Genomic DNA, 13070 nt, shown 5'->3' with positions numbered 1-13070 from the left:
ACACGATCGGGACCGGTCTGCGAACAGGCCGCCCCCACGGCATATCCACCACCCAATGCTCGGCATCCGCCGCGCCGGTGGATCTGTGGTGAAACCACCATCGCTGTCACCGTGCAGCACCTGTGCAGGCGAGAGCTGGCACAGCTTTACAAGGAGAGAACGTGCCAACCATTCAGCAGTTGGTTCGCAAGGGACGTACGCCCAAGGTCACCAAGACCAAGGCGCCCGCCCTGAAGGCGAACCCGCAGCAGGCGGGTGTCTGCACCCGCGTGTACACGACCACGCCCAAGAAGCCGAACTCGGCCATGCGCAAGGTCGCCCGTGTCAAGCTTCGCAACGGCACCGAGGTCACGGCCTACATCCCGGGTGAGGGCCACAACCTGCAGGAGCACTCGCTCGTGCTCGTCCGTGGAGGCCGTGTCAAGGACCTCCCCGGTGTCCGCTACAAGATCGTTCGCGGCGCCCTGGACACCCAGGCCGTCAAGAACCGCAAGCAGGCCCGTAGCCGCTACGGCGCCAAGAAGGGCTGAGTCCGATGCCTCGCAAGGGACCCGCACCCCGCCGCGTCGTCGTCAACGACCCGGTCTACGGTGCTCCGATCGTCACCCAGCTGGTGAACAAGATCCTCGTCGACGGCAAGAAGTCGCTGGCCGAGTCGATCGTCTACAACGCCCTCAAGGGCGTCGAGGCGAAGAACGGCCAGGATGCCGTCGCAACGCTCAAGAAGGCGCTCGACAACGTCCGCCCCACCCTCGAGGTCAAGAGCCGCCGCGTCGGTGGCTCGACCTACCAGGTGCCGGTCGAGGTCAAGCCGCACCGCGCGAACACCCTCGCGCTGCGCTGGCTCGTCAGCTACGCGAAGGGTCGTCGTGAGAAGACGATGACCGAGCGTCTGCAGAACGAGATCCTCGACGCCTCGAACGGCCTGGGTGCCGCGGTCAAGCGCCGCGAAGACACCCACAAGATGGCCGAGTCGAACCGCGCCTTCGCGCACTACCGCTGGTAACCAGCGGCGATTCGGTGGCCGGCCGGGTACGCACCCGGCTGGCCACCCCACGACATCCGTCACACCACACGTAAGGACACCCCGTGGCACAAGAAGTGCTCACCGACCTCAACAAGGTCCGCAACATCGGCATCATGGCGCACATCGATGCCGGCAAGACGACGACGACCGAGCGCATCCTGTTCTACACGGGTGTCAACCACAAGCTGGGCGAGACCCACGACGGCGCCTCGACCACCGACTGGATGGAGCAGGAGAAGGAGCGCGGCATCACGATCACGTCCGCCGCCGTGACCTGCTTCTGGAACAAGCACCAGATCAACATCATCGACACCCCCGGACACGTGGACTTCACGGTCGAGGTCGAGCGCTCGCTGCGCGTCCTCGACGGCGCCGTGGCCGTGTTCGACGGCAAGGAGGGTGTCGAGCCCCAGTCCGAGACGGTGTGGCGCCAGGCCGACAAGTACGACGTGCCCCGCATCTGCTTCGTCAACAAGATGGACAAGCTGGGCGCCGACTTCTACTTCACCGTCGACACGATCGTGAACCGCCTGGGCGCCAAGCCCCTCGTGCTTCAGCTTCCGATCGGCGCCGAGAACGACTTCGTGGGCGTCGTCGACCTCGTCGAGATGCGCGCACTGGTGTGGCCCGGCGACGCCAAGGGTGATGTGACCATGGGCGCCAAGTACGAGGTCCAGGAGATCCCGGCCGACCTCGCCGACCGTGCTGCCGAGTACCGCGAGAAGCTGCTCGAGACGGTCGCCGAGTCCGACGAGGCGCTGCTGGAGAAGTACTTCGGCGGCGAGGAGCTCACGCTCGCCGAGATCAAGGGCGCCATCCGCAAGCTCACCGTCGCCGGTGACCTGTACCCGGTGCTCTGTGGCTCGGCCTTCAAGAACCGCGGTGTGCAGCCGATGCTCGACGCGGTCGTGGACTACCTGCCCTCGCCCCTGGACGTTCCCGCCATCGAGGCGCACGACCCCAAGGACGAAGAGAAGGTCATCGAGCGTCACCCCGACGCCAACGACCCGTTCGCCGCGCTGGCGTTCAAGGTCGCGGTGCACCCGTTCTTCGGTCGCCTGACCTACATCCGTGTCTACTCGGGTCACCTCGACTCGGGCGCGCAGGTCATCAACTCGACCAAGGGCAAGAAGGAGCGCATCGGAAAGATCTTCCAGATGCACGCCAACAAGGAGAACCCCGTCGACGCGGTCACCGCGGGCAACATCTACGCCGTGATCGGGCTGAAGGACACCACCACCGGTGACACCCTCGCCGACCCGAACGAGCCCGTCGTCCTCGAGTCGATGACCTTCCCCGAGCCCGTCATCGAGGTCGCCATCGAGCCGAAGACCAAGGCCGACCAGGAGAAGCTGGGCACCGCGATCCAGAAGCTGGCCGAAGAGGACCCGACCTTCCGCACCGAGCTGAACCCCGAGACCGGCCAGACGGTCATCAAGGGCATGGGCGAGCTGCACCTCGACATCCTCGTCGACCGCATGAAGCGCGAGTTCAAGGTCGAGGCCAACGTCGGAAAGCCCCAGGTGGCCTACCGCGAGACGATCAAGAAGGCCGTCGAGCGTCACGACTACACGCACAAGAAGCAGACCGGTGGTTCGGGTCAGTTCGCGAAGATCCAGTTCGCGATCGAGCCGCTCGAGGTCACGGCCGACAAGACGTACGAGTTCGAGAACAAGGTCACCGGTGGCCGCATCCCGCGCGAGTACATCGAGCCGACCAACCAGGGCTTCCAGGACGCGATGAACGTGGGTGTCCTCGCCGGCTACCCCGTCGTCGGTGTCAAGGCGATCCTGCTCGACGGTGCCTCGCACGACGTCGACTCGTCCGAGATGGCGTTCAAGATCGCCGGTTCCATGGGCTTCAAGGAGGCCATCCGCAAGGCGAACCCCGCCATCCTCGAGCCGCTCATGGCGGTCGAGGTGCGCACGCCCGAGGAGTACATGGGCGATGTCATCGGCGACCTGAACTCGCGTCGTGGCCAGATCCAGTCGATGGAGGACGGGTCGGGCATCAAGATCGTGCGCGCCCTCGTCCCGCTGTCGGAGATGTTCGGCTACATCGGCGACCTGCGCTCGAAGACCTCGGGTCGGGCCGTGTACTCGATGGAGTTCGACTCGTACGCGGAGGTCCCCAAGGCCGTCGCCGACGAGATCGTCCAGAAGAACAAGGGCGAGTAACCCTCTGGGATGCTGTGCGCCGAGCCTTCTGCGTAGACCGCTTCGCGCACAGCATCCGCACAAACTGAATACAGACCCAGTCGTCTAGACTGACACCCATCCCCGTAGAGCACCGGTCGCAATCCAGCGACCGGAACCTCTACATGAACGTCCTGAGGAGGACCCAGTGGCCAAGGCCAAGTTCGAGCGGACCAAGCCGCACGTCAACATCGGAACGATCGGTCACGTCGACCACGGCAAGACCACGCTCACCGCTGCGATCTCGAAGGTGCTCGCCGACAAGTACCCGTCGGCGACCAACGTGCAGCGTGACTTCGCGTCGATCGACTCGGCTCCCGAAGAGCGTCAGCGTGGTATCACGATCAACATCTCGCACGTCGAGTACGAGACCCCGAAGCGCCACTACGCGCACGTCGACGCGCCCGGCCACGCCGACTACATCAAGAACATGATCACCGGTGCCGCTCAGATGGACGGCGCGATCCTCGTGGTCGCCGCCACCGACGGCCCGATGGCTCAGACGCGTGAGCACGTGCTGCTCGCCAAGCAGGTCGGCGTGCCCTACCTGCTGGTCGCGCTCAACAAGAGCGACATGGTCGACGACGAGGAGATCCTGGAGCTCGTCGAGCTCGAGGTCCGTGAGCTGCTCAGCTCGCAGGACTTCGACGGCGACAACGCTCCCGTCGTCCGCGTCTCGGGCCTGAAGGCTCTCGAGGGCGACGAGAAGTGGGTCGAGTCGATCGTCGAGCTCATGAACGCCGTCGACGAGTCCATCCCGGACCCGGTGCGCGACAAGGACAAGCCGTTCCTCATGCCCATCGAGGACGTCTTCACGATCACCGGTCGTGGCACCGTCGTCACGGGCCGCGCCGAGCGTGGCACGCTGGCCATCAACTCCGAGGTCGAGATCGTCGGCATCCGCCCGACGCAGAAGACGATCGTCACCGGTATCGAGATGTTCCACAAGCAGCTCGACGAGGCCTGGGCCGGCGAGAACTGTGGTCTGCTGCTTCGCGGCACCAAGCGTGACGACGTCGAGCGTGGTCAGGTCGTCGTCAAGCCGGGTTCGGTCACGCCGCACACCGACTTCGAGGGCACCGCGTACATCCTCTCCAAGGAGGAGGGTGGCCGTCACAACCCGTTCTTCACGAACTACCGCCCGCAGTTCTACTTCCGCACCACCGACGTCACCGGCGTCATCACGCTGCCCGAGGGCACCGAGATGGTCATGCCCGGCGACACCACGGAGATGACGGTCGAGCTCATCCAGCCGATCGCCATGGAAGAGGGCCTCGGCTTCGCGATCCGTGAGGGTGGCCGCACCGTCGGTGCCGGTACCGTCACGAAGATCCTGAAGTAAGCACTTCACATCGACGATGCCCCCGGGAGCCCTGCGCTCCCGGGGGCATCGTCGGCTTCTGGGGGGCCTGCCCCCTAGGCAGCCGGCGTGTGCGCCGACAGAATGTCTTCAGCGCCGCTGCCGCGCCGCATCGATCGAGCAGGAGGGGGACGGCCATGGGGCTGGACGACATCGTGAATCAAGGCAAGCAGTTCCTGGAGCAGAACAAGGACAAGATCGACGAGGTGATCCACTCCGACAAGGCGGAGGAGGTCAGCGACGGCGTGCTGGACGCGGCGGCCGACTTCGTCAAGAAGGTCGCTCCCGATCAGTTCGACGGCAAGGTCGACGAGGTGCGCGACCAGGTGGATGGTGCGATCGGCAACTGAGTCGCGAACGGATCCGACGATCGGATGAGGGGTGGATGCCGCGGCATCCACCCCTTCGTCGTACCGTGTCGAAAACGAGATCAAAACCGGCTTGACGCTGGGTCGTGCACCCTCTAGCGTCAGCAGTGGTCAGTACGACGCCGGGGGGCTGAAAACCGACTGAATGAACTGTGGGGGTTCGTTCCGCCGCATCGCGCAGAGTCTGCGCGTGTGCACGGTGACAGGTTGTGGGGGCATGAGCGCTGCTCGTGGATGTATGGGGGATGCTGTTCGGGGGACCCGAGCGCACTCGTCGCGGTTCGGCGTTTCCGACCGCGTCTCCCTGGCTCCTGCCGGCGATGGACGATTCGCCGTCGATGTGGATGCCGGGGGGCGTCCTCATCGCGGTCGTCCGCGCCTGCGCGTCGTCCTGAACGCTGCGCCATCGCGTCGGGGGGACGCGGCGCGCTGAGACCCGGGGCGCGCGGTCGGGGGGTCGCGCGTCCCGCGGAGACCGGGAGGGGTGGGCTTTCCCCAAGGGCCCACCCCTCCCCTTTTTGTGTCTGCCGCGCACGGCGAGGGACCAGGGCAACGCCCGGCATCCCGGCGCGACACGCCCGGGTTTGCGACACGCCCGGCGGACACGTAGACTAGACCAGTTCCACATTCCTGCGTGCGCGTCAGCGACGTGCGGGATCACTGCCAGGGCAGTGCATAGGCGGCGCATCCTCTTCGGAAAAGCGCACTGACCTAGGCCGCGGGCAGCAGAACAACACAATCCGATCTCTCCTGGAAACAGGATTCGCCCGCGTGCGCGCGAACGATCGGAACTGACATCAGAACAGTGGTGCGCAAGTGCCCGGCACAACCCTGTGCCATGTGCGTCCAATGCCCCCTGAGCGATCAGGGCAGGTACGACGCGAGAAAGAGAGTGAGCAGACAATGGCGGGACAGAAGATCCGCATTCGCCTGAAGTCGTATGACCACGAGGTCATCGACACGTCGGCGCGCAAGATCGTCGACACGGTGACCCGCGCAGGCGCCACCGTTGTGGGCCCCGTGCCCCTTCCGACCGAGAAGAACGTCGTGTGCGTCATCCGGTCGCCCCACAAGTACAAGGACAGCCGCGAGCACTTCGAGATGCGCACCCACAAGCGCCTGATCGACATCATCGACCCGACGCCCAAGGCCGTCGACTCGCTGATGCGTCTCGACCTCCCGGCCGACGTCAACATCGAGATCAAGCTCTGAGGTCCCGGTCATGGCACACATCAACGAAAAGGTTTCCAAGGGCCTGCTCGGCACGAAGCTCGGCATGACCCAGGTCTGGGACGAGAACGGCAAGCTCGTTCCCGTCACCGTCATCGAGGTGGCCCCCAACGTGGTCACCCAGGTGCGCACGCCCGAGCGTGACGGCTACAACGCCGTTCAGATCGCCTACGGCCAGATCGACCCCCGCAAGGTCAACAAGCCCCAGACGGCCCATTTCGAGGCCGCGGGTGTGACCCCCCGCCGCCACCTCACCGAGGTGCGCACCGCGGATGCCGCTGACTACTCACTCGGTCAGGAGCTCACCGTGGACGCCACCTTCGAGGCCGGCCAGCTGGTCGACGTCGTCGGCACCAGCAAGGGCAAGGGCACCGCGGGTGTCATGAAGCGTCACAACTTCAAGGGTGTCTCCGCCTCGCACGGTGCGCACCGCAACCACCGCAAGCCCGGCTCCATCGGCGCCTCGTCGACGCCGAGCCGCGTCTTCAAGGGCATGCGCATGGCCGGCCGTATGGGTGGCGAGCGCGTGACCGTCCTCAACCTCACGGTGCACGCCGTCGACGCCGAGAAGGGTCTGCTGCTCGTCAAGGGCGCCGTCCCCGGTGCGCGTGGCCGCATCGTCTACGTCCGCAACGCAGTGAAGGGTGCCTGATCATGGCTGACTCGACTCTCGCGCTCGACGTCCACAGCCCCAGTGGCAAGAAGGCCGGCTCGGTCGCCCTTCCCGCTGCGCTGTTCGACGTCAAGACGAACATCCCGCTGATCCACCAGGTCGTCGTCGCGCAGCTCGCGGCGGCTCGCCAGGGCACGCACTCGACCAAGCGTCGTGGCGAGGTCTCCGGTGCCGGCCGCAAGCCCTTCAAGCAGAAGGGCACGGGTAACGCCCGTCAGGGCTCCATCCGCGCGCCGCACATGACCGGTGGTGGCATCGTCCACGGTCCGAAGCCGCGCGACTACTCGCAGCGCACCCCCAAGAAGATGATCGCCGCCGCCCTCCTGGGCGCGCTGAGCGACCGTGCTCGCGGTGGTCGTCTGCACGTGGTGGACTCCTTCGGCATCGAGGGCGCCCCGTCGACCAAGGCCGCTGCGGCCGTCCTCGCCGAGCTCGCTCCGACCAAGAACGTCCTGGTCGTCATCGAGCGCGGTGACGAGCTGGCGGTCAAGAGCGTGCGCAACCTCGCGTACGTCCACGTCCTCAGCTTCGACCAGCTGAACGCCTACGACGTGCTCGTCTCCGACGACATCGTCTTCACCAAGGCCGCCTACGACGCGTTCGTCGCGTCCAAGAGCGCCACCACCGAGGAGGTCTCGGCATGAACGTCTCCGTCAACAAGGACCCGCGCGACATCATCCTGAAGCCGGTCGTCTCGGAGAAGAGCTACGGGCTCATCGACGAGGGCAAGTACACCTTCCTGGTGGACCCGCGCTCCTCGAAGACCGAGATCAAGCTCGCGATCGAGAAGATCTTCGGCGTCAAGGTCGCTGCGGTCAACACGCTCAACCGCGCGGGCAAGTCCCGCCGCACCCGCTTCGGCACCGGCAAGCGCAAGGACACCAAGCGCGCCATCGTCACGCTCAAGTCGGGCACCATCGACATCTTCACGGCCGTCGGCTGACAGCTGGGATAGAGGACAACCAACATGGCTATTCGCAAGTACAAGCCCACGACCCCGGGTCGCCGCGGTTCGTCGGTGGCCGACTTCGCCGAGATCACGCGATCGACGCCCGAGAAGTCGCTGCTCCGTCCGCTGTCGAAGACCGGTGGTCGCAACAACCAGGGGCGCATCACCACGCGTCACATCGGTGGCGGTCACAAGCGTCAGTACCGCGTCATCGACTTCCGTCGCAATGACAAGGACGGCGTCAACGCCAAGGTCGCGCACATCGAGTACGACCCCAACCGCACCGCGCGCATCGCGCTGCTGCACTACGTGGACGGCGAGAAGCGTTACATCCTCGCTCCGAACAAGCTGCAGCAGGGCGACATCGTCGAGTCCGGTGCGGGCGCTGACATCAAGCCGGGCAACAACCTGCCGCTGAAGAACATCCCCACCGGTACCGTGATCCACGCGATCGAGCTCCGCCCCGGCGGCGGCGCGAAGATGGCGCGTTCGGCCGGTGCGTCGGTTCGCCTGGTCGCCAAGGACGGCCCCTACGCGCAGCTTCGTCTGCCGTCGGGCGAGATCCGCAACGTCGACGCGCGCTGCCGCGCCACGATCGGCGAGGTCGGCAACGCCGAGCAGTCGAACATCAACTGGGGCAAGGCCGGCCGCAACCGCTGGAAGGGCATCCGCCCGACCGTCCGCGGTGTCGCGATGAACCCGGTCGACCACCCGCACGGTGGTGGTGAGGGCAAGACGTCCGGTGGACGTCACCCCGTCTCTCCTTGGGGCCAGGCTGAGGGTCGCACCCGCCACGCCAACAAGGAAAGCGACAAGTACATCGTCCGTCGTCGCAACGCCGGCAAGAAGCGCAAGTAGGAGTAGAGGAAGATGCCTCGCAGCCTGAAGAAGGGCCCCTTCGTCGACGAGCACCTGCTTCGCAAGGTCGTCTCGCAGAACGATGCCGGCACCAAGAACGTCATCAAGACCTGGTCGCGCCGTTCGATGATCATCCCCGCCATGCTGGGACACACCATCGCCGTGCACGACGGACGCAAGCACATCCCCGTGTTCGTGTCCGAGACCATGGTCGGTCACAAGCTGGGCGAGTTCGCGCCCACCCGCACCTTCCGCGGCCACGAGAAGGACGACAAGAAGGGTCGCCGCCGCTGACGCGGTGGCGTTCCTAGAGAGGACTAGAGGAGGAGAGAAATGGTGGATTCCATCGCACGCGTCAAGCACATCCGCGTGACCCCTCAGAAGGCTCGTCGTGTCGTCGCGCTGATCAAGGGCAAGCAGGCTCAGGAGGCCCTGGCCATCCTGAAGTTCGCGCCCCAGAGTGCCAGCGAGCCGATCTACAAGCTCGTCGCCGCTGCGGTCGCCAACGCCCGTGTGAAGGCTGACAAGGACGGCGAGTTCCTGGACGAGCAGGACCTGTACGTGCGCAACGCGTACGTCGACGAGGGCACGACGCTCAAGCGTTTCCAGCCCCGTGCACAGGGCCGCGCCTTCCAGATCAAGAAGCGCACGAGCCACATCACCGTCGAGCTCGCGACCCCCGAGGTCGATGAGGCCGCGGCCGGCTCCACGAACAAGAAGGCGAGCAAGTAATGGGACAGAAGGTCAACCCGTACGGCTTCCGCCTCGGCATCACCACGGACCACGTGTCGCGTTGGTTCTCCGACTCCACGAAGCCGGGACAGCGTTACGCCGACTACGTGGCCGAGGACGTCAAGATCCGCAAGCTCCTGCAGACGCAGCTGGACCGCGCCGGCGTGAGCGGCATCGAGATCGAGCGCACGCGTGATCGCGTCCGCGTCGACATCCACACCGCCCGCCCCGGCATCGTCATCGGCCGCCGCGGCGCCGAGGCCGAGCGCATCCGCGCCGACCTCGAGAAGCTCACGGGCAAGCAGATCCAGCTGAACATCCTCGAGGTCAAGAACCCCGAGGCCGACGCCCAGCTGGTCGCCCAGGGCATCGCCGAGCAGCTCTCCGCCCGCGTGGCCTTCCGCCGCGCGATGCGCAAGGGTCTGCAGGGCGCACAGCGCGCCGGCGCCAAGGGCATCCGCATCCAGGTCTCGGGTCGTCTCGGCGGCGCCGAGATGAGCCGTTCGGAGTTCTACCGCGAGGGTCGTGTGCCGCTGCACACGCTGCGCGCGAACATCGACTACGGCTTCTACGAGGCCAAGACCACCTTCGGCCGCATCGGTGTGAAGGTCTGGATCTACAAGGGCGACCTCACCAACAAGGAGCTCGCTCGCGAGCAGGCCAACGCGCCGAAGGCACCCCGCGGTCGTGACGACCGTGGTGGCGACCGTCGTCGCGCGCCCCGCAACGAGGCGCCCGTCGCAGAAGGAGCATCGGCATAATGCTTATTCCCCGTAAGGTCAAGTACCGCAAGCAGCACCACCCGGGTCGCGCGGGCCAGGCCACCGGCGGCACGAAGGTCTCCTTCGGCGAGTTCGGCATCCAGGCCCTCACCCCCGCGTATGTGACCAACCGTCAGATCGAGTCCGCTCGTATCGCGATGACGCGTCACATCAAGCGTGGCGGCAAGGTGTGGATCAACATCTACCCCGACCGTCCCCTGACCAAGAAGCCGGCCGAAACCCGCATGGGTTCCGGTAAGGGTTCGCCGGAGTGGTGGGTCGCCAACGTCAAGCCGGGTCGCGTCCTGTTCGAGGTCGCGGGCGTCAACGAGCAGCTCGCTCGCGAGGCGCTCACCCGTGCAATCCACAAGCTGCCCCTGAAGGCACGCATCATCAAGCGCGAGGAGGGCGACGCGTAATGGCCGTCGGAACCAAGACGCTCGCTCCGAGCGAGCTGGACACGTTCGAGGACCAGCGCCTCGTCGAAGAGCTGCGCAAGGCCAAGGAAGAGCTGTTCAACCTGCGCTTCCAGTCGGCCACCGGCCAGCTCGAGAGCCACGGCCGCATCCGCGCCGTCAAGCGCGACATCGCGCGGCTCTACACCGTGATCCGCGAGCGCGAGCTCGGCATCCGTGCCACGCCCGCCCCCGTCGAGGTCGCGTCCAAGGCGAAGAAGACCAAGGCCAAGAAGGCGGATGACGCTGCCGAGGCCACGAAGGAAGAGGCCGAGTGATGGCTGAGACCACCGAGAAGAAGGCCGCCAAGAAGGCGCCGGCCGCCGAGGCCGTCGTTCAGGCGCCCGCTGCCGGTCACGAGTCGGCTGCCCATGACGTGCGCGATGCGGACGCCCGTGGCTACCGCAAGTCGCGTCGTGGCTACGTCGTCAGCGACAAGATGGACAAGACGATCGTCGTCGAGGTCGAGGACCGCGTGAAGCACCCGCTGTACGGCAAGGTCATCCGTCGCACGTCGAAGGTCAAGGCCCACGACGAGCAGAACAGCGCCGGCATCGGCGACCTCGTGCTGATCAACGAGACCCGGCCGCTCAGCGCCACCAAGCGGTGGCGCCTGGTCGAGATCCTCGAGAAGGCGAAGTAAGAAATGATCCAGACTGAGTCCCGCCTCAAGGTCGCCGACAACACCGGCGCCAAGGAGCTGCTCACGATCCGTGTGCTCGGCGGCTCCAACCGCCGTTATGCCGGTCTCGGCGACATCATCGTCGCGACCGTCAAGGACGCGATCCCCGGCGGCAACGTCAAGAAGGGCGATGTGGTCAAGGCCGTCATCGTCCGTACCAAGAAGGAGGTCCGTCGTCCCGACGGCTCCTACATCAAGTTCGACGAGAACGCCGCCGTCATCCTGAAGAACGACGGGGAGCCCCGCGGCACCCGCATCTTCGGACCGGTCGGTCGTGAGCTTCGTGACAAGAAGTTCATGAAGATCGTGTCGCTCGCACCGGAGGTGATCTGACCCTCATGGCCAAGATCAAGAAGGGTGACCTCGTTCAGGTCATCACTGGCAAGAAGCAGGACAAGGGCGGCGACCGCGGCAAGCAGGGCAAGGTCCTCGACGTTCTCGTCGAGCAGAACCGCGTCATCGTCGAGGGCGTCAACTACGTCACGAAGCACAACCGCGTGGGCCAGTCCCAGCGCGGCACCAGGACGGGCGGCATCGAGACGATGGAATCCCCGATCCACATCTCCAACGTCGCCCTCGTCGACCCCTCGACCAAGAAGCCGACCAAGGTCGGTCACCGTGTCGAGGAGCAGACGAAGGATGGCGTGAAGCGCACCGTCCGCGTGCGCTACGCGAAGAAGAGCGGCAAGGACCTCTGAACATGAGCAGCACCACTGCCGCGGCGGCTGGCAAGATCCAGCCCCGCCTGAAGCAGAAGTACCAGGACGAGATCAAGAAGGCCCTGCAGGACGAGTTCGGCTACGCCAACGTCATGCAGATCCCCGGGATCGTCAAGGTCGTCGTGAACACCGGTGTCGGCGAGGCAGCTCGCGACTCCAAGGTGATCGACGGTGCGGTCGACGACCTCACCAAGATCACCGGCCAGAAGCCGGTCGTCACGAAGGCCCGCAAGTCCATCGCGCAGTTCAAGCTGCGCGAGGGCCAGGCCATCGGTGCGCACGTCACCCTCCGCGGTGACCGTGCTTGGGAGTTCCTGGACCGTCTCGTGAACCTCGCCCTGCCGCGTATCCGCGACTTCCGCGGCCTGTCGCCCAAGCAGTTCGACGGTCACGGCAACTACACGTTCGGTCTGCAGGAGCAGTCGGTCTTCCACGAGATCAACCAGGACAAGATCGACCGCGTCCGCGGCTTCGACATCACGATCGTCACCACGGCGAAGACGGATGACGAGGGCCGGTCGCTGCTGCGCCAGCTGGGCTTCCCGTTCAAGACGGACGAGAACCAGGCCTGACACCCCCCGACCTCTCCGGTCGGTCCATCAAGAAGGTCGGCTGTCGTGTAACGGCATCCGAAACCGCTGAACAAAGGAAACCAAGAAATGACGATGACAGACCCGGTCGCTGACATGCTGACCCGTCTGCGCAACGCGAACTCGGCGCACCACGACTCCGTGTCGCTGCCGAGCTCGAAGCTCAAGACCCACATCGCCGAGATCCTCCAGCAGGAGGGCTACATCTCCGGCTGGGAGGTCTCCGACGCTCGTGTCGGCCAGACCCTCACCCTCACGCTGAAGTACGGCCCGAACCGCGAGCGGTCGATCGCCGGCATCAAGCGCGTCTCGAAGCCCGGCCTGCGCGTGTACGCACGCTCGACCGAGATCCCCAAGGTCCTCGGCGGCCTGGGCGTCGCGATCCTGTCCACCTCCTCCGGTCTTCTCACCGACCGCCAGGCAGAGCAGAAGGGCGTGGGTGGGGAAGTCCTCGCCTACGTGTGGTGATCT

General features: G+C 65.7%; 20 protein-coding genes. All 20 read left to right on the top strand.

Going from position 1 to position 13070, the window contains the following annotated elements:
• Positions 1 to 161 precede the first annotated feature (161 nt).
• Positions 162 to 530, top strand: a complete 369-nt coding sequence (gene rpsL / locus HMPREF1529_RS02615) for a 30S ribosomal protein S12 (RefSeq protein WP_005050525.1) — start codon at positions 162 to 164, stop codon at positions 528 to 530.
• A gap of 5 nt (positions 531 to 535) precedes the next feature.
• Positions 536 to 1006, top strand: coding sequence for a 30S ribosomal protein S7 (gene rpsG, locus HMPREF1529_RS02610; RefSeq protein ID WP_005050524.1), 471 nt, complete (start codon positions 536 to 538; stop codon positions 1004 to 1006).
• An 83-nt stretch (positions 1007 to 1089) separates the two neighbouring features.
• Positions 1090 to 3204, top strand: coding sequence for an elongation factor G (gene fusA, locus HMPREF1529_RS02605; RefSeq protein ID WP_005050523.1), 2115 nt, complete (start codon positions 1090 to 1092; stop codon positions 3202 to 3204).
• Positions 3205 to 3370: 166 nt separating this feature from the next.
• Complete coding sequence (gene tuf / locus HMPREF1529_RS02600; RefSeq protein ID WP_005050522.1) at positions 3371 to 4564, top strand: elongation factor Tu; 1194 nt, start codon at positions 3371 to 3373, stop codon at positions 4562 to 4564.
• Positions 4565 to 4719: 155 nt separating this feature from the next.
• Complete coding sequence (locus HMPREF1529_RS02595) at positions 4720 to 4932, top strand: Rv0909 family putative TA system antitoxin (protein ID WP_016463576.1); 213 nt, start codon at positions 4720 to 4722, stop codon at positions 4930 to 4932.
• A gap of 921 nt (positions 4933 to 5853) precedes the next feature.
• A complete protein-coding gene (gene rpsJ, locus HMPREF1529_RS02590; RefSeq protein WP_005050520.1) occupies positions 5854 to 6162 on the top strand; it encodes a 30S ribosomal protein S10 in 309 nt (102 codons plus the stop codon).
• 10 nt (positions 6163 to 6172) lie between these two features.
• Positions 6173 to 6832 (top strand): 50S ribosomal protein L3, encoded by a 660-nt coding sequence (rplC, locus tag HMPREF1529_RS02585; RefSeq protein ID WP_005050519.1) that lies wholly within the window; start codon positions 6173 to 6175, stop codon positions 6830 to 6832.
• 2 nt (positions 6833 to 6834) lie between these two features.
• On the top strand, positions 6835 to 7497 hold the full coding sequence (gene rplD, locus HMPREF1529_RS02580; protein ID WP_005050517.1) for a 50S ribosomal protein L4: 663 nt from the start codon (positions 6835 to 6837) through the stop codon (positions 7495 to 7497).
• The gene (gene rplW / locus HMPREF1529_RS02575; RefSeq protein ID WP_005050515.1) at positions 7494 to 7796 is read left to right on the top strand and encodes a 50S ribosomal protein L23; all 303 of its coding nucleotides are present in this window, start codon (positions 7494 to 7496) and stop codon (positions 7794 to 7796) included. Before rplD ends, rplW begins: the two co-directional genes overlap by 4 nt.
• A gap of 24 nt (positions 7797 to 7820) precedes the next feature.
• On the top strand, positions 7821 to 8660 hold the full coding sequence (gene rplB / locus HMPREF1529_RS02570) for a 50S ribosomal protein L2 (RefSeq protein WP_005050513.1): 840 nt from the start codon (positions 7821 to 7823) through the stop codon (positions 8658 to 8660).
• Positions 8661 to 8672: 12 nt separating this feature from the next.
• Positions 8673 to 8954 carry a 30S ribosomal protein S19 gene (rpsS, locus tag HMPREF1529_RS02565; RefSeq protein ID WP_005050512.1) on the top strand — a complete coding sequence of 94 codons (282 nt, stop codon included), beginning with the start codon at positions 8673 to 8675 and terminating at the stop codon, positions 8952 to 8954.
• Positions 8955 to 8993: 39 nt separating this feature from the next.
• Positions 8994 to 9392, top strand: coding sequence for a 50S ribosomal protein L22 (gene rplV, locus HMPREF1529_RS02560; RefSeq protein WP_016463574.1), 399 nt, complete (start codon positions 8994 to 8996; stop codon positions 9390 to 9392).
• Positions 9392 to 10153, top strand: a complete 762-nt coding sequence (gene rpsC, locus HMPREF1529_RS02555; protein WP_016463573.1) for a 30S ribosomal protein S3 — start codon at positions 9392 to 9394, stop codon at positions 10151 to 10153. The genes rplV and rpsC overlap by 1 nt, the downstream gene beginning before the upstream one ends.
• Positions 10153 to 10572 (top strand): 50S ribosomal protein L16, encoded by a 420-nt coding sequence (rplP, locus tag HMPREF1529_RS02550; RefSeq protein ID WP_016463572.1) that lies wholly within the window; start codon positions 10153 to 10155, stop codon positions 10570 to 10572. The genes rpsC and rplP overlap by 1 nt, the downstream gene beginning before the upstream one ends.
• Positions 10572 to 10886, top strand: a complete 315-nt coding sequence (gene rpmC, locus HMPREF1529_RS02545; RefSeq protein ID WP_005050508.1) for a 50S ribosomal protein L29 — start codon at positions 10572 to 10574, stop codon at positions 10884 to 10886. Before rplP ends, rpmC begins: the two co-directional genes overlap by 1 nt.
• Positions 10886 to 11251, top strand: coding sequence for a 30S ribosomal protein S17 (gene rpsQ / locus HMPREF1529_RS02540; RefSeq protein ID WP_016463571.1), 366 nt, complete (start codon positions 10886 to 10888; stop codon positions 11249 to 11251). The genes rpmC and rpsQ overlap by 1 nt, the downstream gene beginning before the upstream one ends.
• Positions 11252 to 11254: 3 nt before the next feature.
• The gene (rplN, locus tag HMPREF1529_RS02535; protein ID WP_005050506.1) at positions 11255 to 11623 is read left to right on the top strand and encodes a 50S ribosomal protein L14; all 369 of its coding nucleotides are present in this window, start codon (positions 11255 to 11257) and stop codon (positions 11621 to 11623) included.
• 5 nt (positions 11624 to 11628) lie between these two features.
• Positions 11629 to 11988, top strand: coding sequence for a 50S ribosomal protein L24 (rplX, locus tag HMPREF1529_RS02530; RefSeq protein ID WP_016463570.1), 360 nt, complete (start codon positions 11629 to 11631; stop codon positions 11986 to 11988).
• A 2-nt stretch (positions 11989 to 11990) separates the two neighbouring features.
• Positions 11991 to 12581, top strand: coding sequence for a 50S ribosomal protein L5 (gene rplE, locus HMPREF1529_RS02525; RefSeq protein WP_016463569.1), 591 nt, complete (start codon positions 11991 to 11993; stop codon positions 12579 to 12581).
• Between the two features lie 87 nt (positions 12582 to 12668).
• Positions 12669 to 13067, top strand: coding sequence for a 30S ribosomal protein S8 (gene rpsH, locus HMPREF1529_RS02520; protein ID WP_005050503.1), 399 nt, complete (start codon positions 12669 to 12671; stop codon positions 13065 to 13067).
• The last annotated feature ends 3 nt before the right edge of the window (positions 13068 to 13070 follow it).

The sequence above is a fragment of the Microbacterium sp. oral taxon 186 str. F0373 genome, from assembly GCF_000411455.1.
Taxonomy (GTDB): Bacteria; Actinomycetota; Actinomycetes; order Actinomycetales; family Microbacteriaceae; genus Microbacterium.
This window is presented reverse-complemented; position numbering and strand designations above follow the sequence as displayed.

Bases quoted from the DNA above. Each gene is read 5' to 3' on its own strand.
- rpsQ (WP_016463571.1), top strand. From the start codon at position 10,886: ATGGCTGAGACCACCGAGAAGAAGGCCGCCAAGAAGGCGCCGGCCGCC.
- rplX (WP_016463570.1), top strand. From the start codon at position 11,629: ATGGCCAAGATCAAGAAGGGTGACCTCGTTCAGGTCATCACTGGCAAG.
- rpsS (WP_005050512.1), top strand. From the start codon at position 8,673: ATGCCTCGCAGCCTGAAGAAGGGCCCCTTCGTCGACGAGCACCTGCTT.
- rplN (WP_005050506.1), top strand. From the start codon at position 11,255: ATGATCCAGACTGAGTCCCGCCTCAAGGTCGCCGACAACACCGGCGCC.
- rpsC (WP_016463573.1), top strand. From the start codon at position 9,392: ATGGGACAGAAGGTCAACCCGTACGGCTTCCGCCTCGGCATCACCACG.
- rplD (WP_005050517.1), top strand. From the start codon at position 6,835: ATGGCTGACTCGACTCTCGCGCTCGACGTCCACAGCCCCAGTGGCAAG.
- rpsJ (WP_005050520.1), top strand. From the start codon at position 5,854: ATGGCGGGACAGAAGATCCGCATTCGCCTGAAGTCGTATGACCACGAG.
- rplW (WP_005050515.1), top strand. From the start codon at position 7,494: ATGAACGTCTCCGTCAACAAGGACCCGCGCGACATCATCCTGAAGCCG.
- rpmC (WP_005050508.1), top strand. From the start codon at position 10,572: ATGGCCGTCGGAACCAAGACGCTCGCTCCGAGCGAGCTGGACACGTTC.
- rplC (WP_005050519.1), top strand. From the start codon at position 6,173: ATGGCACACATCAACGAAAAGGTTTCCAAGGGCCTGCTCGGCACGAAG.
- rplE (WP_016463569.1), top strand. From the start codon at position 11,991: ATGAGCAGCACCACTGCCGCGGCGGCTGGCAAGATCCAGCCCCGCCTG.
- rpsH (WP_005050503.1), top strand. From the start codon at position 12,669: ATGACGATGACAGACCCGGTCGCTGACATGCTGACCCGTCTGCGCAAC.
- HMPREF1529_RS02595 (WP_016463576.1), top strand. From the start codon at position 4,720: ATGGGGCTGGACGACATCGTGAATCAAGGCAAGCAGTTCCTGGAGCAG.
- rpsG (WP_005050524.1), top strand. From the start codon at position 536: ATGCCTCGCAAGGGACCCGCACCCCGCCGCGTCGTCGTCAACGACCCG.
- rplV (WP_016463574.1), top strand. From the start codon at position 8,994: ATGGTGGATTCCATCGCACGCGTCAAGCACATCCGCGTGACCCCTCAG.
- rplB (WP_005050513.1), top strand. From the start codon at position 7,821: ATGGCTATTCGCAAGTACAAGCCCACGACCCCGGGTCGCCGCGGTTCG.
- rplP (WP_016463572.1), top strand. From the start codon at position 10,153: ATGCTTATTCCCCGTAAGGTCAAGTACCGCAAGCAGCACCACCCGGGT.